Annotated in this window: 19 protein-coding genes; 6 read left to right on the top strand and 13 right to left on the bottom strand. The window is 62.4% G+C overall.

Translation table 11 applies throughout. From position 1 onward, the window contains the following. The first annotated feature begins 21 nt into the window (after nt 1-21). Nucleotides 22-696: a tRNA (5-methylaminomethyl-2-thiouridine)(34)-methyltransferase MnmC2 gene (mnmC2, locus tag HTT03_RS15560; protein WP_174860699.1), complete on the top strand. Its 675-nt coding sequence runs from the start codon at nt 22-24 to the stop codon at nt 694-696. Then, complete coding sequence (locus tag HTT03_RS15555; RefSeq protein WP_174860698.1) at nt 693-1,586, top strand: DMT family transporter; 894 nt, start codon at nt 693-695, stop codon at nt 1,584-1,586. The genes mnmC2 and HTT03_RS15555 overlap by 4 nt, the downstream gene beginning before the upstream one ends. Here the strand turns inward: HTT03_RS15555 and HTT03_RS15550 are convergent. Then, entirely contained in the window at nt 1,551-3,515 is a 1,965-nt protein-coding gene (locus tag HTT03_RS15550; RefSeq protein ID WP_174860697.1) for a lytic transglycosylase domain-containing protein, read from the bottom strand. The two genes, HTT03_RS15555 and HTT03_RS15550, sit on opposite strands and share 36 nt — an antisense overlap. 126 nt (nt 3,516-3,641) lie before the next feature. Here HTT03_RS15550 and dapA point away from each other — a divergent pair, with 126 nt between their 5' ends. After that, a complete protein-coding gene (dapA, locus tag HTT03_RS15545; protein ID WP_174860696.1) occupies nt 3,642-4,517 on the top strand; it encodes a 4-hydroxy-tetrahydrodipicolinate synthase in 876 nt (291 codons plus the stop codon). 78 nt (nt 4,518-4,595) lie between these two features. On the opposite strand, the gene HTT03_RS15540 is transcribed toward dapA, so the two are convergent. The 4 genes from HTT03_RS15540 to pdxR form a co-directional block, all read right to left on the bottom strand. Beyond that, nucleotides 4,596-5,471, bottom strand: a complete 876-nt coding sequence (locus HTT03_RS15540) for a dimethyl sulfoxide reductase anchor subunit family protein (RefSeq protein ID WP_174860695.1) — start codon at nt 5,469-5,471, stop codon at nt 4,596-4,598. Then, nucleotides 5,471-6,235, bottom strand: a complete 765-nt coding sequence (locus HTT03_RS15535) for a 4Fe-4S dicluster domain-containing protein (RefSeq protein ID WP_174860694.1) — start codon at nt 6,233-6,235, stop codon at nt 5,471-5,473. The genes HTT03_RS15540 and HTT03_RS15535 overlap by 1 nt, the downstream gene beginning before the upstream one ends. Nucleotides 6,236-6,320: 85 nt before the next feature. Continuing rightward, nucleotides 6,321-9,137, bottom strand: a complete 2,817-nt coding sequence (locus tag HTT03_RS15530; RefSeq protein ID WP_174860693.1) for a molybdopterin oxidoreductase family protein — start codon at nt 9,135-9,137, stop codon at nt 6,321-6,323. A 175-nt stretch (nt 9,138-9,312) separates the two neighbouring features. After that, on the bottom strand, nt 9,313-10,776 hold the full coding sequence (pdxR, locus tag HTT03_RS15525) for a MocR-like pyridoxine biosynthesis transcription factor PdxR (RefSeq protein ID WP_174860692.1): 1,464 nt from the start codon (nt 10,774-10,776) through the stop codon (nt 9,313-9,315). Nucleotides 10,777-10,879: 103 nt separating this feature from the next. On the opposite strand from pdxR, the gene HTT03_RS15520 reads away from it, so the two are divergent. Both HTT03_RS15520 and nagA read left to right on the top strand, forming a co-directional pair. Next, nucleotides 10,880-11,773 (top strand): glucosamine kinase nucleotide-binding domain-containing protein, encoded by an 894-nt coding sequence (locus tag HTT03_RS15520; RefSeq protein ID WP_174860691.1) that lies wholly within the window; start codon nt 10,880-10,882, stop codon nt 11,771-11,773. Beyond that, complete coding sequence (gene nagA, locus HTT03_RS15515) at nt 11,770-12,897, top strand: N-acetylglucosamine-6-phosphate deacetylase (protein ID WP_174860690.1); 1,128 nt, start codon at nt 11,770-11,772, stop codon at nt 12,895-12,897. The genes HTT03_RS15520 and nagA overlap by 4 nt, the downstream gene beginning before the upstream one ends. Here the strand turns inward: nagA and HTT03_RS15510 are convergent. The 4 genes from HTT03_RS15510 to HTT03_RS15495 form a co-directional block, all read right to left on the bottom strand. Next, nucleotides 12,894-13,652: a sulfite exporter TauE/SafE family protein gene (locus HTT03_RS15510; protein ID WP_174860689.1), complete on the bottom strand. Its 759-nt coding sequence runs from the start codon at nt 13,650-13,652 to the stop codon at nt 12,894-12,896. The two genes, nagA and HTT03_RS15510, sit on opposite strands and share 4 nt — an antisense overlap. A 152-nt stretch (nt 13,653-13,804) precedes the next feature. After that, the gene (locus HTT03_RS15505) at nt 13,805-14,068 is read right to left on the bottom strand and encodes a glycine zipper 2TM domain-containing protein (protein WP_174860688.1); all 264 of its coding nucleotides are present in this window, start codon (nt 14,066-14,068) and stop codon (nt 13,805-13,807) included. A 206-nt stretch (nt 14,069-14,274) separates the two neighbouring features. After that, entirely contained in the window at nt 14,275-15,672 is a 1,398-nt protein-coding gene (locus tag HTT03_RS15500; RefSeq protein WP_174860687.1) for an aminotransferase family protein, read from the bottom strand. Between the two features lie 258 nt (nt 15,673-15,930). Then, the gene (locus HTT03_RS15495; RefSeq protein WP_174860686.1) at nt 15,931-18,009 is read right to left on the bottom strand and encodes a DEAD/DEAH box helicase; all 2,079 of its coding nucleotides are present in this window, start codon (nt 18,007-18,009) and stop codon (nt 15,931-15,933) included. Nucleotides 18,010-18,300: 291 nt separating this feature from the next. Between HTT03_RS15495 and selD the strand changes: the two genes are divergently transcribed. After that, nucleotides 18,301-20,472, top strand: a complete 2,172-nt coding sequence (gene selD / locus HTT03_RS15490; protein ID WP_174860685.1) for a selenide, water dikinase SelD — start codon at nt 18,301-18,303, stop codon at nt 20,470-20,472. On the opposite strand, the gene mnmH is transcribed toward selD, so the two are convergent. The 4 genes from mnmH to HTT03_RS15470 form a co-directional block, all read right to left on the bottom strand. After that, a complete protein-coding gene (gene mnmH / locus HTT03_RS15485) occupies nt 20,456-21,511 on the bottom strand; it encodes a tRNA 2-selenouridine(34) synthase MnmH (RefSeq protein WP_174860684.1) in 1,056 nt (351 codons plus the stop codon). The genes selD and mnmH overlap by 17 nt on opposite strands. A 50-nt stretch (nt 21,512-21,561) precedes the next feature. Next, the gene (locus tag HTT03_RS15480) at nt 21,562-21,912 is read right to left on the bottom strand and encodes a RidA family protein (RefSeq protein ID WP_174860683.1); all 351 of its coding nucleotides are present in this window, start codon (nt 21,910-21,912) and stop codon (nt 21,562-21,564) included. A 71-nt stretch (nt 21,913-21,983) separates the two neighbouring features. Further along, a complete protein-coding gene (locus HTT03_RS15475; RefSeq protein ID WP_174860682.1) occupies nt 21,984-22,370 on the bottom strand; it encodes a rhodanese-like domain-containing protein in 387 nt (128 codons plus the stop codon). Between the two features lie 12 nt (nt 22,371-22,382). Continuing rightward, nucleotides 22,383-23,561: a lytic murein transglycosylase gene (locus tag HTT03_RS15470; RefSeq protein WP_174860681.1), complete on the bottom strand. Its 1,179-nt coding sequence runs from the start codon at nt 23,559-23,561 to the stop codon at nt 22,383-22,385. Between the last annotated feature and the right edge of the window lie 11 nt (nt 23,562-23,572).

Here is a 23,572-nt window from a genome sequence, read left to right as displayed (position 1 = left end):
ACCCCTCTAGCAGGACGCAGCGTGTCAGACCAGAATGCCCAGATCAGCTGGCGAGAGGGCCATGTGCCGGTCTCAACCCAGTTCGATGATCCCTATTTCAGCCTTGAAGATGGTGCTGCGGAAACGGCCTATGTCTTTCTGGCGGGCAATGATCTGCCGCAGCGTTTCCGCCCCAAATTTCACATCGCTGAACTGGGGTTTGGCACCGGGTTGAACCTGCTGCTGGCATGGGATGCGTGGATGCGGGCAGGCATAGACGGCCCTTTGCATTTCACCAGCTTTGAAGCCTACCCAATGCGCCCTGACGATATGGCCCAGGCCCATAGTGCTTTCGCAGACCTCGACGGGCGGCGCGACGCGCTGACCGAGGCTTGGGAGGGGGCAGGCGGTGTGATTGAGCTTCCCGGCCTGCGGGCTGAGATCATCATCGGCGATGCGCGAGAGAGTTTGCCCGCGTGGCAGGGTCAGGCGGATGCATGGTTTCTCGACGGATTCTCCCCCGCGAAAAACCCTGAGCTTTGGGGGGATGCTTTGATGGCCGACGTCGCACGCCATACGGCTCCCGGCGGGACAGCCGCGACCTATACCGCCGCCGGCTTTGTCCGCCGTGCGCTGGCAGAGGGCGGTTTTGATGTCACCCGCATCCCCGGTTATGGCCGCAAACGCCATATGACCCGCGCCCAGATGCCGCTATGAGCGCGACACCCGCCCCCCAGTCTAACAACATTCCCTTGGGCATCATGCTCATGGTTGCCACGACGATGGTCTTCGCGGTCCAAGATGGTCTGTCGCGCCATTTGGCCGAGAACTACAATGTGCTGATGGTGGTGATGATCCGCTATTGGTTCTTTGCCGCTTTCGTCATCACCCTTGCGCTGCGCAAGGCGGGCGGCATACGCAAAGCGGCGGCGACCACGCAACCTGCTGTGCAAATCCTGCGCGGCGTGCTGCTGTCAGCGCAGATTTGCACGATGGTTCTGGGCTTCACGATCCTTGGGTTGGTGGAAAGCCATGCCGTTTTTACCTGCTATCCGCTGTTGGTGGCCGCGCTTTCTGGCCCGATCTTGGGAGAGAAGGTCGGCTGGCGGCGCTGGGCTGCGATTGGCGTGGGCTTCATTGGCGTTCTGATCATCCTGCAACCGGGATACCGGGTGGTCGATCCTGCCGCCGCAATCCCGCTGCTGGGGGCGGCGATGTTTGCGGTTTACGGCTTGCTGACCCGCTATGTCGCGCGGCGCGATAATACGGCGACGAGCTTTTTCTGGACGGGTGTCACCGGGGCGGTGGTAATGACTGCTGTGGGGGTCTGGTTTTGGGAGCCGATGACGACTGCGAATTGGCTATTGATGGGCACCCTTTGCATCACCGGGGTGACGGGGCATTGGCTGCTGATCCGCTGCTATGAGGTCGCCGAGGCCAGCGCCGTGCAGCCCTTTGCCTATACCCAGTTGATCTTTACCGTCATTATTGGACTGTCAATCTTTGGCGAAACGCTCCGCGCCAATGTGGTGATTGGCGCGGGCGTGATCGTGGCGGCGGGGCTCTTTACCCTATGGCGCGAACGCCTTCAGCGTCGACCCGATTAACTCTTCACTAAAGGGGATCGGCAACGGGTCTTTACCCAGTCGCGCCCGGTAAACGGGCAGGCTTTCTGTCACCCGCATGACGTAGTTCTGCGTTTCGCGGAAGGGGATCATCTCGACCCAATCCACGATGTCGATCTCGCCTTTGCGGGGGTCGCCATAGGTGTTCATCCAGCGGCGCGGGCGGCTGGGGCCAGCATTATAAGCCGCCGACATCATCGCAACATTGCCGTCAAACATCCCCGCCATCTGCGAGAGATAGGTCGCCCCCAACCGCGCGTTGTAGTCCGGGTCCGCGTTCAAACGATCGGTGGTGTGCAACTGCGACAGCCCCAGATCACGCGCCACATCGCGGGCAGTCGCCGGCATGATCTGCATCAGACCGCGCGCACCGACGCCACTTTGCACCCATGGGTCAAATTCACTCTCGCGCCGCGCGATGGCGAGGGTCATTTCGGGCGCCATTGGCAGGTCCATCTGCACAAGTCTGTGCAACGGGTAATAGGGGGCAGCGATTTCTAATCCCCGCTGAGCGGCACGTTTGCCGATCATCACCGCGAGATGCGGCTGCTGCACATCAATCGCGGCTTGTCCCAAAAGTGCGATATCTTCTGGCACCAACTGCTCTGCTAGATGGGTCCAGAACCGTTCGGCCAAGCTTACTTCACCCGAGGCCTGCAAGAGCAATCCTGCCTCAAACAACGGGGCGCGGGCGAGCGGCGAACTGCGCCAATCCTGCGAGGGAGCAGCGCCCTTCAGCTTGGCATCAAATGCAATGCCGCCCCGCTCTGCAGCGAGCAAACCATAGAAGGACGTCTGATACTTGGCGCCCATCGCATAGGCTTTCTTGGCCCCTTCGGCATCGCCCATCGCTTCCAATGCGCGGCCCTGCCAATAGCCAGCACGGCCTTGGCTGATGGGGGATTCAACAGCCCTGTCATGGTTCTGAAAATGCGTCAGCGCGGTCTTGGGATCGTCAAGAAACCGCAGGGCGATATAGCCCGACAGCCATTCAAGGTCCGCATAATTGGACCCTTCCATCAAAAAATGCTGCGAGGCGATGCGATAGGCGGTTTTCGCATCCCCATTGCGCATCTCATCCCGCGCCAAGGCGCGACGACGGTTGGCCCATTTGGGGGGCTGACCCAAAGCCTCAGCCGAGGCCGACCGCGCCAGCATCAACTCTTTGGCACTGTCGCGCAGTCCCTTGCGCATACGCCACTCGAACCGATCATGAGCCAGTCCGGGATCGTCCTTTTTCGAAGCTGGCAGCGCATCGATCTTGACGTTCACATCGCTGTCGAGCTTTTGCAGGGCGATACGCGTCTCGGCAAGATCGCGCTCCGCCTTGGTGACCAGACCAAACATCTGCCGCGCTTCGGCGTGTTCGCGCTGCCAGAGCATTTCCTCTAGCCGGGCCGCGTGATGCGGGACCAAAAGCTTGCCATGCGCTTTGGTAAAGAGGTTCTGACTGGTCTCGCTCATCGGCATCGTGCGCCATGCCAGCACGAGATTCGCCTGCGCCTCGCCCAGTTGACCATTGTTGATCAATGCCGCTGCATGGGCCAGCACACCGCGCGGCGTCTGTGGGGCCATTTTTTCAAAGAACGCCAGAACGTCAGCAGCGGGCCGACCGATCACCGCCTCCTCAGTTTGCTTGCGCAGATAGGCCTCGCCCGGCCAGTCGGGGCGGCGGCTAAGGAATTCCTGCGCCTCGGCAAAGCTGCCCCGTCCTGCGCGCAGGCGGTGCCACTCCACCACATCCGCGGCCACAGGGCCATCGCGCTCTGCCAGTCGCGCGGCAGCGTCCCAATCGCCCGCACGGACTGCATCCATCGCCCACCCCAAGGGGCGGGGACGTTGCGCTTCGGCGGGCACGGTCATGGCAAAAACAATCGTCAGGATCGCGAAGACGCGCGTCATCACTTGCATTTCATACAACTCCGGGGCTAGAGCCTTGCAACATATGGCGTTGGCAGCGTTTATCAAACCCGTCCTGCTGACAAGGCCTTCATCCAGTCCGGTTTTTTGCCGGCCAGCACAAAAAGGAGCGTGCATATGTTCAAAGGCTCTCTGCCTGCCCTCGTCACGCCGTTTCGCAACGGCGCGCTGGATCTGGATACGCTGAAGAAACTTGTCGAATGGCACATTGGCGAAGGGTCGAGCGGTTTGGTTCCTGTTGGCACCACCGGCGAATCCCCCACGCTTAGCCACGCCGAGCATGAAACGGTTGTCGAGGAGGTCGTCAAAGCCGCCCGTGGCCGTATTCCTGTTATTGCCGGGGCCGGGTCGAACAACACGGTTGAAAGCATCCGGCTCGCCCGTCATGCGGAAAAGGTCGGTGCGGACGGTATTTTGTTGGTCACGCCCTATTACAACAAACCAACCCAAACCGGGCTGATCGCGCATTTTACCGCGGTTCATGACTGCTGCGACCTGCCGATCATTATCTACAACATCCCCGGCCGCTCGGTCGTGGATATGCTGCCCGAGACCATGGGCGAGTTGGCCAAGCTGCCACGCATTGTCGGCGTTAAGGATGCCACAGGCGATCTGGCACGTGTCAGCGACCAGCGGATCACCTGCGGGAAGGACTTTGTCCAACTGTCGGGTGAAGATGCGACGGCCCATGGGTTCAACGCCCAAGGCGGGGTCGGCTGCATCTCTGTTACCGCCAATGTCGCGCCGCGCATGTTGGCCGATATGCAAGCCGCCTGTGCGGAAGGCGACTATGCCAAAGCGTTGGAACTGCAAGACCGCCTGATGCCGCTGCACAAGGCGATCTTTGCCGAGCCGGGCCTTGTGGGCGTAAAATACGCGATGGCGCAGCTCGACCTGTGTTCAGATGAGGTGCGCCTGCCGCTGACAGCGCTGACCGATCCCACGAAAAAGCTGGTCGACGACGCTCTGCGCCACGCTGGGCTGATGAACTAAGCCACTATTTTTGACAGACCGAAATGCCTGCAACGGTAGCGAGGGGGTCACACCCCCTCGTTCCGGCAGTGCCGTCGGTCACCTTTTGCCGTAGTAAATCCCGACCACATGCTCTGCCTGCGCAAAGAACAGCCAGCGGGCTGTCAGCACACCGGCCGCATGGCTCAGCACCGCCAGCGCGGCTGCAAGGTGATGCCAGACCGGTGAGAGCAGCAGCAACAGCGGCAAGACCATCATCAAGACAATCGCAATGATCCGCAGCTTCGCCGCATGTTTGCGTCCCAGCACATAGACGAACTCCCGCAGCAGGTAATTGCTGCCCGTATGCGGCGGCTCAAAGGCGCGGGGGTTGCCGATCTCACCCAACCGCGTGGCTGTGCTAAGGTCGGTACCAGAGGTCGCCAGCGCTTTGTCCCCCTGCCACCAAGTCACAATCTGCACCGCTCCGGCCAGCGCGATGAGCACCATCGCCTCGGTCACTTGCCCGGCCAGTAGCGCGCCGCCCGCGATGCTAAGCGACAGAAAGTTTGCGGGGGTCGACAGGCTGTGCCACCGCGGCACGGTTTTCATCTGGGTGTAGATCATCGAGGTGGTCAGGACCGTCAACAGAGACAGCGCTGCGCCGATCAGCCCAAGCGGCCACCAGCGCGTGTCGAAAAACACCAGCCCCGCGCCATAGGCCGCCATGACCAACAAGGCAGTGACCGAAGCCCAAGCCTCGCGACTGAGCCAACTGCTGCGCCATTGCGTAAACGCTTTAAGCGCGCGCTCTGGATGACCAAGGTGGAACATAGAGGCAATTAGCCCCCCCACCGCCAGAAGATAAGCCAGCGCGAAGAAAACAAAAGCGACCCAGCCAGTGACCGCAGGCAGGCCAATGCCGAGCCAGACAAGCAGGCCGAAACCAAGCCCTGACAGGCTGCTGAAAAGAATCACAGACGGCGCGGGATGCATCAGAGTTTCTCCAATGTGCGGTCGAGCCAGCCGAGGAACCCCTTTGGCCCATTGTCGATCGGCTCAAGAAAGGGCGCCAGCACGTCGATCTCGCCGCTGTCGTCTGGCGTCTGTAGTTGGTCGCGGGGGCGGGGCGGCAGGTATTTGTTGACCGGTTTGGTGCCTTGTTCGGGCATCAGGTCCACCCCGCCGCGCTCGGCAACCAGTTGGCTCACCGCGCTGTCGGGGTCACTGAGATCGCCAAAGTGTCGTGCGCCCGCAGGGCAGGTGCGCACGCAGGCGGGCTGGCGGTCTTCTTCGGGCAGGTTTTCGTTGTAGATGCGGTCAACACAAAGGGTGCATTTCTTCATCACACCTGCGGCCTGATCCATCTCACGCGCGCCGTAGGGGCAGGCCCAAGCGCAGAGGCCACAACCGATGCAATCGCTTTCATTCACCAGCACGATCCCGTCTTCGACGCGTTTGTAGCTCGCCCCAGTGGGGCAGACGGTGACGCAAGGCGCGTCATCGCAGTGCAGGCAGGATTTCGGGAAGTGGACGAGTTGCGCAGCGCCCGCTTCTGGCTGCACTTCGTAGCTGTGCACGCGGTTGAGGAAGGTGCCTGACGGATCGCTGCCATAGGCGTCTTGATCTGACAGCGGCGCGCCGTAGTTCTCGGTGTTCCAGCCTTTGCAGGAGATCACGCAGGCATGGCAGCCGACACAGGTATCGAGGTCGATCACAAGGCCGAGTTTGCGGTCGGTCTGTTGTGGAAGGGTCGTCATCGGTGGCGGTCCTGCGTTGCGAGGGTTGGCTGGGGGTCAGCCCCCAGTCCCCCGAAAGTATTTAAGGTCAAAAAGAGCGAGAGAGTCATTTTCCAACCTTCCATGCAACGTCGCGCGGCGCGGGCGGGACGGGGGAGCGTTGCGGCGGGATTTCCGGCTGCGCCTCGGCGGGGGCGTTGGTCTTTTCGATATGCACCTTCAGGTCGAACCACGCGGCCTGCCCGGTGATCGGATCGGAATTCGACCACCGCAAACCGTCCCCCTTGGGCGGCAGCAACTCGTGGATCAGGTGGTTGAGTAAGAAACCCTTGGTTGCCTCCGGCGCGTCCTTGTCCAGCGCCCATGCGCCTTTGCGTTTGCCGATGGCGTTCCATGTCCAGACCGTCTTGGGGTTGAGCGCGGCCATCTCCATCACTGGCACGGTGATCCCCCCATGGGGGGACGTGACACGCGCCCAGTCTCCGTCGCGCAGGCCTTTCTCGCGCATGATCGCGGTGGGCAGGTAGAGCGGGTTGTGCCCGTGCAATTGCCGCAGCCAAGCGTTTTGGCTGCCCCAAGAGTGGTACATCGCCATCGGGCGTTGGGTCAGCGCGTGGACGTCATAGCCCTGCGTGCCTTCGGGGTCGCTTTCATACCAGATTGGCAGGGGCGACATGGTCTGCTTAATGCGGTCGCGCAGATGGTCCGGCGGTTGGCGGTCGCCGTGGCCTTCGGCAGCCAGTTGGAAACGCCGCAGCGGCTCGACGTAGAGCGAAAATAGATAGGGCTGCGGCGCGTCATAGATGCCCATGCCCACAGCCCAATCCTGATAGGCGGCGTTCCACGGTTTATAGTAGGTCGCGCCCTCCGGGATGTGGTTAACAAAGAAGCCGCCGTTCTCAATGTAGCGGTCAATTTGCTCGGGGTTCGGCGCCCCGCGCCCGACATCTTTACCATCCTCGCCCCGGAACCCGGCCAGAGGGCCGATGCCCGGTCGGCGTTCGTGACGGGTGATGTAATCGGCGTAGTCTTTGTATTTCTGGCTGCCGTCTTCGTTCACGAACCCCGGCAGCCCCAGCTTGGCCCCCAGATCACAGAGCGCAGACTGAAAGCCCCGCACATCGCGGTTGGGCTCTACCACCGGCCAGCGGATCGCGTCCGCAGCGGCATCGGCTTCGCTAATCGGACGGTCGAGAAGCGAGATACAGTCGTGCCGCTCCAGATAGGTCGTGTCCGGCAGGATCAGATCGGCATAGGCGACCATTTCCGAAGAATAGGCGTCGGAATAGATGATGCGCGGGATGACGTAGTCGCCGTTCTCGTCCGTATCGGTCAGCATCTCCATCACCCCGCCGGGGTTCATGGAGGAGTTCCACGACATATTGGCCATATAGAGAAACAGCGTGTCGATCTTATAGGGATCGCCCGCATGGGCATTGGAGATCACCATATGCATCAGCCCATGGGCCGACATCGGGTTTTCCCATGTAAACGCCTTGTCGATCCGCGCCGGGCTGCCATCGGCTTTCAGCGCCAGATCGTCGGGGCCATGCACGAACCCCAGATGCGGCCCGTCGAGCGGTGCATCGGGGGTGGCCTTGCAATGCGGTTTGGGGTGCGCGGTGGCAGGTTTGGGGTAGGGCGGTTTAAAGCGAAAGCCGCCCGGCACTTCGACGGTGCCGAGGATGATCTGCAACACATGCAGCGCGCGGCAGGTCTGGAAGCCGTTGGCATGGGCAGAGATGCCGCGCATGGCGTGGAAGGAGACCGGGCGGCCCGTCATCGTCTTATGGTGTTCGCCCCGGAAATCGGTCCATTCGTGGTCTAGCTCAAAGGCTTCGTCAAAGGCGACGCGGGCCAGTTCGCTGGCGATGGCGCGGATGCGCGGCGCGGGGATGCCGCAGCGCTCGGCCACGGCTTCGGGGCTGTAGTCCTCACCAAGGTATTGCTCAGCCATCTGATGGAACACCGGGCGGTGCGTGATCCCGCCCGAGCGGTAGGTGGCGGCTAGGTCAGGGCGCACGCCGGGTTGGTCAAAGGGCGTGAGCTTGCGGGTCTTGCGGTCGATCACCAGCGCTTTGCCGTTTTCGTCTCGCAGTTGCAGCCCGTACTCGGGCGATTTGGGGTCGCTGTTCAGCAGCACCGGGGCGTCAGTATAGCGGGCGAGGTAGTCCAGATCGATGCGTCCGGCTTTCATCAGACAGTGGATCAGCGACAGGATAAACAGCCCATCGGTGCCGGGCGTGATGCCGACCCAATCGTCGGCAATGGCGTTATACCCGGTGCGGATCGGGTTCACCCCGATGACCCGCGCACCGCGTTTCTTAAGCTTGCCCAGACCCATCTTGATCGGGTTGCTGTCATGGTCCTCGGCGACACCAAAAAGCATGAACAGCTTGGTATGGTCCCAATCGGGCTGGCCAAACTCCCAAAAGGCACCGCCCATCGTGTAAATACCCGCTGTCGCCATATTGACCGAGCAGAAGCCGCCGTGGGCCGCGTAGTTCGGCGTGCCGAAGGCCTGCGCCCAAAGAGAGGTAAAGCTCTGCGACTGATCCCGCCCGGTGAAAAAGGCGAGCTTCTCAGGCGCTTCGCGGCGCAGCGGTTCCAGCCAGTCGGTGGCGATTTGGAGCGCTTCGTTCCAACTGATGCTTTCGAACGCGCCCGAGCCGCGCGGGCCGACCCGTTTCATCGGGTTGCGCAGCCGCGCGGGGGAGTTGTGCTGCATGATCCCCGCAGAGCCCTTGGCGCAGAGCACACCTTGGTTGACCGGATGATCGCGGTTGCCTTCGATATAGGCGACCTTGCCCTTTTTCATATGCACATTGATGCCACAGCGGCAGGCGCACATGTAGCAGGTGGTCTTGCGGACCTCGTCCGAGACCTTTGGCGACAGATCAAGCGGCGGCTGGGAATGCGTCATGGGCGGGCGGGGTCTTTCAGCAGGGCGCGGTCGGCGCGCGATGTGTTTTTCTTTGGCGGTGGGGAGTGATCCCGTTGGGAATATTTCCCGCCCCGCTTAGGTTTGCAAGAACCTTTTCCCTCATCATCAAATCCTATTGGCGCAGAAGGTCCGTTTGGCCCTAGCATAGGAGAGGCTAGGTCAATTTGGCGATCTCATCAGCGATTAATCCGACCCCTTCGGCGATCCGGGGGCTCGGGATGGAGGAATAGGCCAGCCGGTAGTAGTTCGTGGCCCGGTCCGCCCCGGCGAAAAAGGCATGGCCGGGTTCGATCAGCACATCTTGTGCCCGTAGGTTTTCGGCCAGATCGGCGGTGTCCACCGTCTCGGGCGCGCGCATCCAAAAGGATGAACCGCCATAAGCCCCGCGCCCCGACACCGTCAATCCATGGGTCTCCAGCGCCTGCTCGACGACACGGCGGCGTTCGTGCAGCGCGATCCCCATGCGGCGCACCAATGCATCGTAATGACCAAGCGACAGGAAATAGGCCGCTGTGCGCTGGATATGTCCGGGCGCGTGGCGCAACACGCTGGTGCGCAGCGCACGGGTCTCGCGGATGAACGGCTCAGACCCGACCAGATAACCTAACCGCAGACCGGGAAAGAGCGATTTTGAAAAGCTGCCGACATAGATCACCCGCCCCTCGTCATCGAGCGATTTCAACGCCGGAGAGGGCGGCTTGAGGAAGGACATCTCGAATTCATAGTCGTCCTCAACGATCAAAGCCCCCAACTCCTGCGCGCGGGCCAGCAAGCTGCGGCGGCGCGCCATCGGCATGGTCGCGTTCGTCGGGCATTGATGGCTGGGCGTGGTAAAGATCACATCCGTATCCGGCGGGATCGCCTCGGGCGGGAGGCCATCGTGGTCCACAGCCACAGGGCTGATATGGCAGCGCGATTGGCTGAGGATGCCGCTGAGGGCCGGGTAACATGGGTCTTCCAGCACGGCGCGGCGGCGTTGGGTCAGCAGCACCTGCGCCGTCAGCCACAGCGCGTTCTGTGCGCCCATGGTGATCAGGATTTGCTCAGGCCGCGCCGAGATCCCGCGTCGGGGCAGGATGTGGCGGGCGATGAACTCGACCAATTGCGGGTCGTCTTGGTCGTAGTAGTCCGTGGTCATCGAGGTGAAGTCGCGTTGCCCAAGCGCTTGCAAGGCGCAGAGCCGCCAATTCGTATGGTCAAACAATGTCGGATCAGCCTGCCCGTAGATGAATGGGTAGCGATAGCTGGCCCAGTTTTGCGGCTTGGGCGGTTGGGCGTTGCTGCTGAACCGCTGGCCGATGGCGCGGGTCCAGTCGATGGCGTCCTCTGCGTGATCCTTGGGGGCAAAGGCAGGCGGTGCCGGGGCGTTGTCCGAGACGAAATACCCCGAGCGCCCGCGAGAGGTAAGGTAGTCATTCGCCAAAAGCTCGGTATAGGCGATGGTCACGGTGATGCGGCTGACGCCCAGATGCGCAGCGAGTTTGCGGGTCGAGGGCAGTTTCTCGCCCCGCTGATAGCGACCTGCAAGGATGCCTTGGGCGATCATCTGCTGAATCTGCTGTTGCAGAGTGCCCTGCGCATCGGGGCGCAAAAAGAAGGTTTCAACAGGGAGCGCCATAGGATGAAGCCTAGGTTGGACTTAGCAAGAGCGCAATCTGGCATTATCGATGGCGGAGCGCTGCGTACTTTCGTTCCTCCGGCGGCTCGCTTAGAAGTGCTGCATGAGCATAGCAGCGCAAGATATTCTGATCGCCGTCGATGGGGGTGGCACCGGGTGCCGCGCCGCCGTGGGGACTGTTGCGGCAGGCATCTTAGGCCGGGCCGAGGGCGGGCGGGCGAATATCGGCAACGCCCCCGAGCAGTCGCTGATCCATGTGCGCGCCGCGATTGAGGGCGCCGCCGTTGATGCGGGCCTGCCGCTGAACGCGCTTGGCCATGCGACGGCCTATGTCGGTTTGGCGGGCATGAATGTCGCGCGGGATGCTGCCAAACTGCGCAACGCGCTTCCCTATCGCCGGATCATCGCCGATGACGACCGCCCGGCCTGCGTGCTTGGGGCTTTGGGCACGGGGGTGGCAGGCTGGGTTCTGGCGATTGGAACAGGTACGATTATTGCAGCCACCGATGGAGCGACCTGCCGCTATGTGGGCGGCTGGGGGTTTCATCTGGCGGATCAGGGCTCTGGCGCATGGCTGGGGCGGGCGGCGTTGGACCGGGCGTTGCAATGCTATGACGGGTTGTTGCCGCATACTGATCTGACCCGCGGCCTGCTGCGCCATTTCGGCGATGATCCTTTTGCCATCACCGCCTTCAGCCTGACCGCCCAGCCGGGGGATTACGCGGCCCTCGCGCCAGATGTTTTAATGGCCGCCGCGCAGTCAGACCCTTTGGCTACCGCCTTGATGCAAGAGGGTGCGGCCTATTATGCTCGCGGGCTGAAAGCTTTGGGGTTCACGCCGGGTGATCGGCTCTGCCTGCTTGGCGGTATCGGGCCGCATTACGCCAGCTTCTTGCCGGAGGACCATCTGTCAGGCCGGGTCGCGAGCCAAGGCACCGCACTTGACGGGGCATTTGAATCGGCTCGCCATGCGGTGGCCCAAGAGGCGGTTCTATGAGTGAGATCGTCAAACTGTTCACCGGTGCGGACGTCCACGATGGGCAAAAGCTGCATGAAGGAGCCGCGCTGGCGCTGTTGCAAAATGGCCGCCGCCGTATCCTCGCGCCCGATCAACTGCCTCGGGACTGCGCGACGGAACACCTTAACGGCGGGGTGTTGACGCCCGGTTTCGTTGATCTTCAGGTCAACGGCGGCGGCGGGGTGATGCTGAACGCCGCACCGAATGTGGCCACTCTGCGCCGTATGGCAAAGGCCCATCGTGCCACCGGGGTGGCGGGCTTTCTGCCGACATTGATCACCGACCGGCCTCACGTCACCGCCGCGGCGATTGATGCTGTCGCGCAGGCGATTGCCGAAGCGGTGCCGGGCATCATCGGACTACATCTTGAAGGGCCGCATCTGTCCGTCGCGCGCAAAGGGGCGCATGACGCTGCGCTGATCCGCCCGATGGAGCAAGCGGACCTTGATTTAATCCTGCAAACAGCGGACCGTTTGCCCAATCTCATGGTCACGGTCGCGCCGGAAACGGTGACATGCGCCCAAATCAGCACCATGGCGCGGGCAGGGGTGATCGTATCATTAGGCCATAGTGACGCCGACTATGAGACCTGCATCGCGGCTTTTGACGCCGGGGCGCGCTGCGTGACGCATTTGTTCAACGCGATGAGCCAGATGGGCAACCGTGCGCCCGGACTGGTGGGCGCAGCGCTTGATCGAGGGGACGTACACGCCGGGCTGATTGCGGACAGTATCCATGTGCATCCGGCTTCCATGCGCAATGCACTGGCAGCAAAAGGCGCGGGGATATTCCTCGTCAGTGACGCTATGGCGACCGCCGGGTCGGATATTCAAAGCTTTTCGCTCAATGGACGCGATGTGTATCGCAGCGCGGGGCAGCTGACCTTGGCTGATGGGACATTGGCAGGGGCGGATCTGGAAATGGGCCACGCGGTGCGGACCCTGCTGCACTCGACCTCCGTACCGCTTGCGCAGGCTCTGGCCATGGCAACATCGGGGCCGGTGGCTTTGCTGCGCGAGAAAAGCGGGTTGGGCAGGATTGAGACCTCGGAAGTGCTGCTGCACTACAATCCCGAGACCGGCACGGCGACAGAGTTGCGCTAGCCAGAGATCAGCCGCCAAAAGAAGATGCCACTCATGCCAAAGCCGATGGCCGCAATCAGCCAGCGCACCGCCTCTTTGGGCAGCGCCCGCGCCAATGGGGCGCCGACATACCCGCCCACCGTGGCTGCCAGCATCATCAAGAGCGCTTGTGGCCAAGCCACCAACCCGGCCAAAGCAAAGATCGCCACAGAGATGGCCGAAAGCGCAAAGCTCAACCCGTTCTTCAACCCGTTCATGCTGAGCAGATCGGTCATCCCCCAAAGCGCAAAAAGCGCCAGCAGGACGATCCCCAGACCACCGTTAAAATAGCCGCCATAGACGCTGACCGCGAACAGCCCGAGCGCCCCTTCGGGGGTCACGGCGCGGGCATGGGCGGCGGCAAAGTTGCGGATACGCTCGCCCAATAGGAAAGCGAGCGTCGCGGCGAGCAGCAAGAACGGCACCACCGCAGCGAAAGCATCGTTGGAGGATATCAGTAACAGACCCGAACCAGTGGCCCCGCCTGCAAGTGTGATCAGGCAAATCCGGATCAGCCGCCCCCGGTCAAAAACGCCAAGCTCCCGCCGAAAGCCGAGCGCACCGGCGAGATAGCCGGGAAAGACAGCAACTGCACTGGTCGCATTTGCGGCCACCGGGGGAATGCCGGTAAACACAAGCGCCGGGAAGGTCAGGAATGTCCCGCCGCCTGCAATCGTGTTCAACACGCCCGCGCCAAAAGCCGCCAGCAATAGAACGATAATATCTGTAAAAGCCATGCCCGTCATTGATCCCCCTCGCCGCGCCAATGGTGACGCTTGCGCCCCTGTTAGGGGCAAAGGTTGAGACTGCCAAGATGGGGCGCGGAAAAGAAAAAGGCCCCGACCGAAAGGTCGAGGCCTGATACGCGATGTCGCGTTAACTCAGCTGCTTATGGGCAGGCTGCGTAGTAACGCTGACCGGCAGAGTTCTGATATACGCATTTGCCAGACTGGGTCTGACCGATGTAGTTGCCAGCGGCTGCACCGGCGAGACCGCCGATGATTGCGCCTTGCACCTTGTCGTCACCACCGGATACGGCAGCGCCTGTCGCGGCGCCCAAGGCTGCGCCTGTCAAAGCACCCTGGTTTGCAGTGGTGCCATCACAAGCGGCCAGACCAGCGATCATCGGAATTGCGATAAGAAACTTCTTCATGTCTTTCTCCCAAGTTACTCAATTGCCAACGCAGGGGAAAAGGAAGAGGTTCCCGCGAAGGCGTTAGATTTTCAGAAAATTTTTCTCCGTTAGCTCAGAGGGCCATTTTCGCGCGTGGTGTCATGTTCGGGCAAGACAGGGGGTTAGATAGCCGAAGGCCGCAGCGGGTCAACCGATGCGACCTTTTCTTCAACGGGCCTGCGGTTTTACGCCGAGGTAAAGACCCGGCCGAGCGCCCTGTCCACTGCCGTGATGATTTCGTCAATGTCATCGCGGGTGGCAATGAGCGCGGGTGAGAAACACAGCGTGTTGTTCTTGCCCGGCAGCGAGCGGTTGGTCGCCCCGATGATGACACCCTGCGCCATACAGTCGCCCACAACAGCTTGAATGCGCTTTTCCTCCACCGGGTTGCGGCTGTCGCGGTCTGTCACCAGTTCCGCGCCGAGGAACAAGCCCTTGCCGCGTACATCACCGATGATCTCATGCTTGTCGGCCAGTGCGTGCAACTGTTCTAGCATGTAGTTGCCCATGTTGGTGGTGTTCTCCAGCAGCCCCTCATCTTCGATGATGCGCATGTTTTCGATCCCCGCCGTTGGCCCGGCGGTGCAGCCACCAAAGGTCGAGATGTCGCGGAAGTAGTTCAGCGGATCGCTGGCATCATCTTTGAACATGTCAAACACCGCGTCGGTGGTGACCAGACAAGCGATGGCGGCATAGCCAGAGGCGACGCCCTTGGCCATGGTCACCATATCGGGCTGGATGCCGTAGTGCTGATAGCCGAACCATGTGCCGGTGCGCCCAACGCCGCAGACGACCTCATCAATATGCAGCAAGATGTCGTATTTGCGGCAAATCTCCTGCACGCGCTCCCAATAGCCATCAGGCGGGCAGATCACGCCGCCGCCTGCGGTCACGGGCTCAAGGCAGAGCGCGCCGACGGTTTCCGGCCCTTCGGCCAAGATCACCTTTTCGATTTGGTCAGCTGCCCAGACACCGTAGTTCTCCTGCGGCGCACCGTCCTGCTCAAAGCTGCGGTATTCCAAGCAATGCGGCACGCGCACGAAACCCGGTGTGAAGGGGCCGTATTGCGCGTTGCGCTCCTCCTGGCCGCCTGCCGACAGGCAGCCGATGGTTGTGCCGTGATAATCACGGTCGCGGTAGAGGATTTTGTGTTTCTTACCGCCGTAGCGCTTATGGGCGATTTGGCGGACCATCTTGAAGGCTTTCTCATTCGCCTCGGAGCCGGAGTTGCAGTAGTAAACACGGTCGAGCCCGGGCATCTTGTCGAGCAGTTTCTCAGCGAAATGCGAACCGGGGATCGACCCTGCGGAGCCTGCGAAATAGTTCAGCTTGATCAGCTGGTCGCGGACCGCATTGGCGATGCTTTCGCGGCCATAGCCGACGTTGACCGTCCAGACACCGCCAGAGACTGCGTCGAGGTGTTCCTTGCCATTCTGGTCCCAGACCCGAATGCCTTTGCCTTCGACGATGATGCGCGGATCGGTGGTTTCATAGGGTTTGTGCTGGCTCAGGTGGTGCCAGATATGCGCGCGGTCGGCTTCGACAACGCGGGAGATGTCATTCTCGTTGAAATTGCCATCCATGGGGCAGACCTTTCTATGCGGGTGGGCGAACCCACGAATGAAGCCCGCGCCAGCGCGGGGTGTGCAGCTATCACATCACCGCAAATGCCGCGCCGCAAGTAGTGCCAGTTTGAATTGGTTATTAAGGCCAGCCGGAGGTGCTGATTTCTTTTAAAGAAATCAGGTCGGACTTTTTTGAAAAGTCCGATTCGAAAAGAGTGAATTGAAAAGTCCGGGGGCGCGTGCAGAAACGCCGGGGGGATGCCCCGGCGTTTTCCTTTACTTCGATTTCGAGCCGCCCTTGCCACCCTGTTTGCCGATCTTATTCGGCGGGGTGAAGCGTTTGGAGGGGTCGGACGCGCGTTTGTAAGACTTCTCGCCGCCCGGCGTGGTGGCCGAAGTGGTCGGCTTGCCCTTGCCTTTGCGGGGTGCATCGCCTGCTGGCTTTTCCTTTTTCCACACGGCTTTCGCCTTGGGCTTGCCAGAGGTCTCTCCGCCCGACTTGGGCTTCGGTGTCGCGCCGGGTTTCATCGGGCTGCGCTCGGTCTTATGCGACTTTGGCGGACGCTCACCCTTGGGCGCGCGCGGCTTGTCGAACTTGGGCTTGTCAAAAGACGCAGCACCGGGACCATCCGCCGCTTTAGCGCGGGGTTTGCGCGGGGCAGGGGCGGCATCTGGGTCGTAGTTGTCGCGCGGCGGGCGCGGGCCACGATCGCGGTCGCCTTTGTAGCCGCCACCGGGTTTGGGGCCACGTTTGCCGGCAGGTTTCGGGCCACGGGCCAGATCCGGCGCGCGGTCAAGTTGCGTGAGGACTGCGCCGTCTTCAAGCTTCATGTCACCGCCAAGTGCCGCAAGCAGACCGGGGACCGAGGTCTCCAGCACTTCGACAAAGCTATGGCTGCCCTGCACGCGGATCGCGCCGATGTCGTCTTTGGTCAGATCGCCCCGACGGCAAAGCATCGGCAGCAACGTGCGCGGCTCGGCCCCGTCATTGCGACCGGTCGAGATCGAGAACCAGACCGATTTGCCAAAGGCCGGGCGTGGCTTGTCGTCGCCGGGCGCACTGGGTTCGGCCAGTTCTTCCGGCGCCGATTGGCGGGCGCGATAGAGGTTCACGAAGGCGGTGGCGAGTTGTTCAGCCGAGAACTGCTCAACCAGACTGGCGACAAAGCCTTCGGCGTCTTCGGGAATCGGGTCGGACCACGCTGGATCGGCCAGCAGACGCGCTTCATCAGCGGCGTTCACTTCTGCAGCGGAGGGCGGTGCGGCCCATTCCACTTTCAGCTTTGCGCCACCAATCAGACGGTTTGCTTTGCTGCGCAGTTTCGCAGGCACGATCAGAGCAGAGACACCCTTGCGCCCGGCACGGCCCGTGCGGCCCGAGCGGTGGAGCAGCGTGTCGGAGTTGCTGGGCAGATCGGCATGGATCACCAGTTCGAGGTTCGGCAGGTCGATGCCACGTGCGGCGACATCCGTAGCGATACAGACCCGCGCACGCCCGTCGCGCAGCGCTTGCAAGGCGTTGGTGCGTTCGGATTGCGTCAGCTCACCCGACAGTGCCACGACCGAGAAGCCGCGGTTGGTGAACCGCGTGGTCAGACGCGCCACAGCAGCGCGGGTGTTGCAGAAGACGATGGCGTTTTTGGCTTCATAGAAACGCAACACGTTAATGATTGCGTTCTCAGTGTCGCGCGGGTGCACGTTCAGCGCGCGGTATTCGATGTCGCTGTGCTGTTTGGTCTCGCCCACGGTGGTGATGCGCTGCGCGTCGCGCTGGTAGGATTTCGCCAGTTTGGCAATCGCGGCAGGCACTGTGGCCGAGAACAGCAAAGTGCGGCGCTCTTCGGGGGATTCGGAGAGGATGAACTCAAGGTCTTCGCGAAAGCCGAGGTCGAGCATCTCATCCGCTTCGTCCAGCACCACGGCGCGGATCGCGTCAAGGTTGATGTTGTTGCGTTTGATGTGGTCACACAGGCGGCCCGGCGTGGCGACGACGATATGCGCGCCGCGGTCCAGCGCGCGGCGCTCGGTGCGGGTGTCCATACCGCCGACGCAGGTGGTCACCACCGCCCCCGCTTTGCCATAGAGCCATGTGAGCTCGCGGCTGACCTGCATGGCCAATTCGCGCGTCGGGGCGATAATCAGGGCCAGCGGTGCGCCCGCTTGGCCGAAATGGGTGTCGTCACCCAACAGTGTCGGCGCGATGGCGAGGCCAAAGCCCACCGTCTTGCCCGAACCGGTTTGGGCCGAAACCAGAAGGTCAGCGTCATTAAGGGCGGGGTCGGTTACGGCTTCTTGTACGGCGGTAAGTGTTTCATAACCCTGTTGGGCAAGGGCATCGGCAATAGTCTGGATCACGAAGGTTGTCCTGTCTTGAACGTTTGTGCGGGGGGCGGGCACGTGGGGTGCTACCAGCCACGGCAAAGGAATCCGACCGTCGGTAGAGGGTCGGGGTTGGAATGTACATGGGGGTTTTGCGGTGGAATGTCACCCTTTTTACGGGTTTGGTGGCTTTGCTGGCCTGAATGGGCGGGGAAATGCCGTTTGAACTCTTGCACAATCGCTTCACATCCCGGTCATGCCGATGGCCTGCGGGGGCGTGGTTGGGTAGCAATATTAACAGGTAAGTAGGGCGAAAGAGGTAATCTAGTGCAAGGCAATCTGCCCCTGACACGGGATCTGGTGCTGGTGGGGGGCGGACATGCCCACGCGCTTGTGCTGCGCAAATGGGGGATGGACCCGCTGCCCGGCGCACGGCTGACGGTCATCAACCCCGGCCCTACTGCGCCCTATACCGGGATGCTGCCGGGCCATATCGCCGGGCATTACGGGCGGGATGAGCTAGAGATCGACTTGATGCGCCTGTGCGGCCACGCCGGGGCGCGGTTGATCCTTGGAGCGGCCACGGGGATTGATCGGGCGGCACGTGAGATCACGGTCGAAGGGCATGGGGCCGTGGCCTATGACGTCGCGTCGATTGACGTGGGCATCACGGCCAAGATGGATTTGCCGGGCTTTGCCCAACACGTTGTCGGGGCCAAGCCGCTTGATGTCTATGCCGCACGCTGGCGAGAGTTCTTGGCTGCGGTGAACGCGGGCGACCAGCCGCCCGAAGTGGCGGTGATCGGCGGCGGCGTGGCGGGCTGTGAGCTTGCCCTGGCGATGGCCTTTGCCCTACGCCAAGCGGGTGTGCAGCCAGCGGTGACGGTGGTGGAACATGGGGCGAAGTTGTCGGGTATGGCCCCCCGGACGGCGGCAATGGTGCGGCGGCGTATGGCGGAGTTGGGGGTAGGTCTCACCCTTAATGCCAAAGTGACGCGGATCATTGAGGGGGCGGTTATCTTGGACGGAGCCACTCCGATCCCTGCCGCGCTTTGCGTGGGCGCGGCGGGGGCGGTGCCGCATGGCTGGTTGGCGCAGACTGATCTGCCGCTGCATGAGGGGTTCATTCGAGTTGGGGCCGATCTGGGCGTGGTGGATGATGACGCACTCTTCGCCGTGGGCGATTGCGCGCATATGGAGGCCACGCCGCGCCCCAAGGCCGGGGTCTTTGCCGTGCGGGCGGCGCCGGTGCTGCATGATAACCTACGCGCGGCGCTGAGCGGTGGTACGCGGCAGGCGTTCAAGCCGCAGAAACATTATCTCAAGCTGATTTCGCTGGGCGGGAAGTCCGCCGTAGCCGAGCGGAACGGGCTGGCCCTTGGCGGCGCGTTGCTGTGGCAGTGGAAGGACCGGATCGACCGGAAGTTCATGGACCGGCTTGATGACCTGCCTGAGATGAAGGACGAAGCGCTGACGGGTCCGACGGCGTCCGGTCTGCCGGAGGCGTTGGCGGGCAAGCCGCTCTGCGGCGGCTGCGGGGCCAAGGTGGGCGGCGCGGTGCTGGGCGATCTTTTGGCTCAGGTGTCGCCATCAGTTTCCGGCGATGTCGTCACCGGGGCGGGTGACGATGCGGCAGTGCTGCGCCAGCCCGGCGGCGGCTTTCAGGTGATGAGCACGGATCACCTGCGCGGCTTTATCGAAGACCCGGCGCTGATGACGCGGATCGCGGCGGTTCATGCCTTGGGCGACGTCTGGGCGATGGGGGCGAAACCGCAGGTGGCGCTGAGTTCGGTCATTATCCCGCGCATGTCGCGTGAGTTGCAGGCTCGGACCCTGCGAGAGATTGCAGCTGCCGCGCAGGACGTGATGGCGAGCGCTGGCGCGCAGATCGTAGGCGGTCACACCACCATAGGCGCGGAACTAACCATCGGGTTCACCGTCACCGGCACGCGGGAGGAGATGCCGATCGGCGTTGGGGGTGCGCAGCCGGGGGATGTGCTGATGCTCACCCGGCCCATTGGCTCTGGCGTGATCCTAGCGGGGCATATGGCAGGCAGTGCGCAGGGGCGGGTGGTGGCCGAGGCGCTTGGCGTCATGGCCACACCGCAGGCGCGGGAGGCGGTGATTTTGGGTCAGGCCCATGCGATGACGGATGTGACGGGCTTCGGCCTTGCCGGGCATGTGCAAGCGATCTGCCGCGCCTCGGGGTTGGCGGCGGAGCTTTGGGGGGAGGCGGTGCCGATCTACCCCGGTGCGCAGGCGCTGTCGGATCAGGGGGTGGCTTCGTCGCTCTTGTCGGTCAATCAAGCGGATGCTCCGATAGAGGCCAAAGGTTCGGTGAACCCGCTTTTCCACGATCCACAGACCGCCGGAGGGCTGCTGGCGGCTTTGCCAGAAACAGCGGCGAAAGTGGCGCAAGCACGGTTAGAAACCGAAGGGCTCGAAGGCCACATCATCGGACACCTAGAGGCTGGTGCCCCGTCTATACGCCTGCGCTGAAGCGGCGGCTCAAGGCGATTGCGGTCTCGGCCAAGGTGGTGTCATCAAGCCGGTCCAGCACCAACCGTTCTACCGGCGCGGGATTGCGGCTGGCGGCTTTGGCATAGCGCGGGTCGTAATGCTGGCCGATCAGATCTTCGGCAAGAGTGGCCCAATCGCCCGCCTGCGCCTGGGTTTGCCATGCGGCGATTGTCTCTGTGCTGTGATAGGGCCGCAGCTTGTCGATACGGTCTTCGAGCAAGACCACGTCCGCCGTCAGGTCGTCATAGGCGCGACAGAGGAAGTCCGCCCGCGCGGCCAAGGGTGCGGCGATCTCGACCCGAGGTGCGGCGAGCATCGCGGCCCAGAGCGCGGGGGGCAGAGTGATGTCACCAATCTTGCTGCTTTCAGCTTCGACCCAAGTTACCCGCGTCGGGTCGAGCGGGGTGAGTGCTTGGGCCAGACGCGACTCAAACATCTTTTGATGCGGTTGGCCGCCATGCACTGCGCCAAAGAGGGAGCCGCGATGCTGCGCCAATCCCTCAAGGTCCAACACCTGCGCGCCTGTTTCGGCAAGATGGTGCAGCAGCCGCGTTTTGGCGGTGCCGGTGCCGCCTTCAATCAGCATCAGCCGCTGCGGTAGAGGCGTGTCGTAGAGGGTAGAGACCACCAAGCGCCGGTAGCTGCGATAGCCGCCGCTCAGGAGTTGCACACGCCAGCCGACCTGATCGAGGATCGTCGAAAACGCTCCCGACCGCTGCCCGCCGCGCCAGCAATAGACCAGCGGTTGCCAACTGCCGTCTTTATCCGCCAGTGCCGTCTGCAAATGTCGCGCTGTGTTCTGCGCCACCAGCGCGCCGCCGATCTTGCGGGCGTCAAAGGGGCTTGTCTGTTTGTAGATCGTGCCGACCTCAGCACGCTCATCATCCGACAGGACCGGGAGGTTGATCGCACCGGGCAGATGATCCTCGGCAAACTCCATGGGCGCGCGTACGTCGATGATCGTATCGACGTTGAGCGTTGCGAGGTCCGACAGAGCGGTGAGGGTGTAGGGGGTCATCTGGGGTTCCGGCAAAGCCCCGCGCCCATGACTGAGCGCGGGGGCATGGCTTAGGCCTTGGCCGCGATCACCAGCACTTCGACCAGATATTCCGGCGTGGCCAGTTTGGATTCGCCGCAAGCGCGGGCGGGGGCGTGGCCCTCGGGCACCCATGCGTCCCAAACGGCGTTCATCGCGGCGAAGTCTGCCATGTCGGCCAGCCAGATGGTGCTTTGCAGGATGCGGGTCTTGTCGCTGCCGACTTCGGCCAGCAGGGCGTCGACCTTATCAAGGCAGTCTTGCGTTTGCTTGGCCACATCCGCGCCTGCGGTGCCAACCTGCCCGGCAAGGTAAATCACCTCGCCATGTTCGACGATCTGGCTCATGCGGGTGTTGGTGTGGTGGCGTTTGATCTCGGTCATTCTGTCTCTCCTTTGACGTCGCACAGGTTGTGGCAGCTTTGCAGAGGGGAGGCCAGATCAAAGCCTGCGCATCAAGTCTTCTCGACCGGGCCACCCGCTTTTTCCCAACCGCTGAAACCGTCCTTCAGGTGGGCCGCGTCAAAGCCCATGTCTTGCAACGTCGCCACGGATATGGCCGAGCGCCAGCCCGAGGCGCAGTGAAAGACGAACTTTTTGTCTTGGGCGAAGACCTCTTTGAAATAGGGGCTGTCGGGGTCGACCCAAAACTCCAACATGCCGCGTGGGCAGTGAAAGGCACCGGGGATGAACCCGGTGCGCTCCCGTTCGCGGGGATCACGCAGGTCGACGAATTGCACATTCCTGTCGTCCAACATGGCGATGGCCTCAGCGCTGTCGATCTCTTCGATCCGGGCGCGTGCGTCTGCGACCATTTGCGCGGCGGTTTTCTTGAGGGCCATCGGGTCTTCTCCTTACAATTGGTTCAACAGGTCAGGCGTGGGCCAGCCATCGACGGGGATGCCAAGACGGGCTTGTTCGGCACGCACAGCAGCGCGGGTGCCAGAGCCGAGGATGCCATCCACATCGCCCACATCATAGCCCTTGGATTCCAGTTTTCTTTGCAAGGACTTCATCGCCTCGCCGCCCAGCCCCGGCGCCGGGTTGCCCGCGTCAAAGATCTGCGCGCCTTCCAGCCGTGTGGCGAAATAGGCGGCGGTCATGACGTAGGTAAAGCTCTGGTTCCACTCAAAATAAACACGGAAGTTCGGATAGGCGATAAAGGCCGGTCCGCCGCGCCCTTGCGGGAGCAGGACGGAGGCGGTCAGCCCTTCGGCCAGTGGACCGTTGCGCGGGGTCACGCCCATTGCCTGCCATTCGCTGATGGGTTTGCTGGTCTCCAACCCGGTTTGCGACCAATCGAAATCCTCCGGCAGGGTGACTTCGGCCAACCAAGGCTCCCCCGCGCGCCAGCCGAGGCTTTGCAGCATTTTGGCGCCCGAGAGCAGCGCATCGGGCGCAGATGTTTTCAGCGAGACTTCGCCGTCGCCATCGCCGTCGACACCGTTTTCGATGATGTCGCGCGGTAGCATTTGCACCATGCCGATCTCTCCGGCCCAAGCGCCGGTGGTGGTGGCGGGGTCAAATTCGCCGCGCTCGAAAAGCTCCAGAGCTGCGAAAAGCTGCGGGCGGAACAATTCGGGGCGGCGGCAGTCATGAGCCAGCGTGGCCAGCGCGTTGGCGGTGTTAAAATCACCTTGGATCGCGCCGTAGTCCGTCTCGAAGGCCCAAAAGGCCAGCAGCACGCCGCGGCTTACGCCGTATTCGGATTCAACCCGGTCAAAGATTGCGTCGTATTTCTCGGCCATGGCGCGACCGCGGTTGATCCGGTCGTTGGAAATCAGGTGGCGCGAGAATTCGATGAAGGGCTTTTGGAACACCCCTTGCGCTTGATCGGCGCGCAGCACGGCGGGGTCTTGGCGCAGGCCGGAAAAGAAGCGGTCAGCCTTAGCAGGGTCCGCGCCATTGGCCACGGCTTCGGCCTTGGCATCCGCAAGAAAGCTGGAGAAGTCGCCGCCACAAGCGGTTTCGGCATAGGCGGTGGCGGGGAGGGTGAGGGCCGCAAAGGCGGCGGCTAGAAAATAGGGGCGCATGGATATCCTCT

The organism is Sulfitobacter maritimus (assembly GCF_013346665.1).
GTDB lineage: Bacteria > Pseudomonadota > Alphaproteobacteria > Rhodobacterales > Rhodobacteraceae > Sulfitobacter > Sulfitobacter maritimus.
This window is presented reverse-complemented; position numbering and strand designations above follow the sequence as displayed.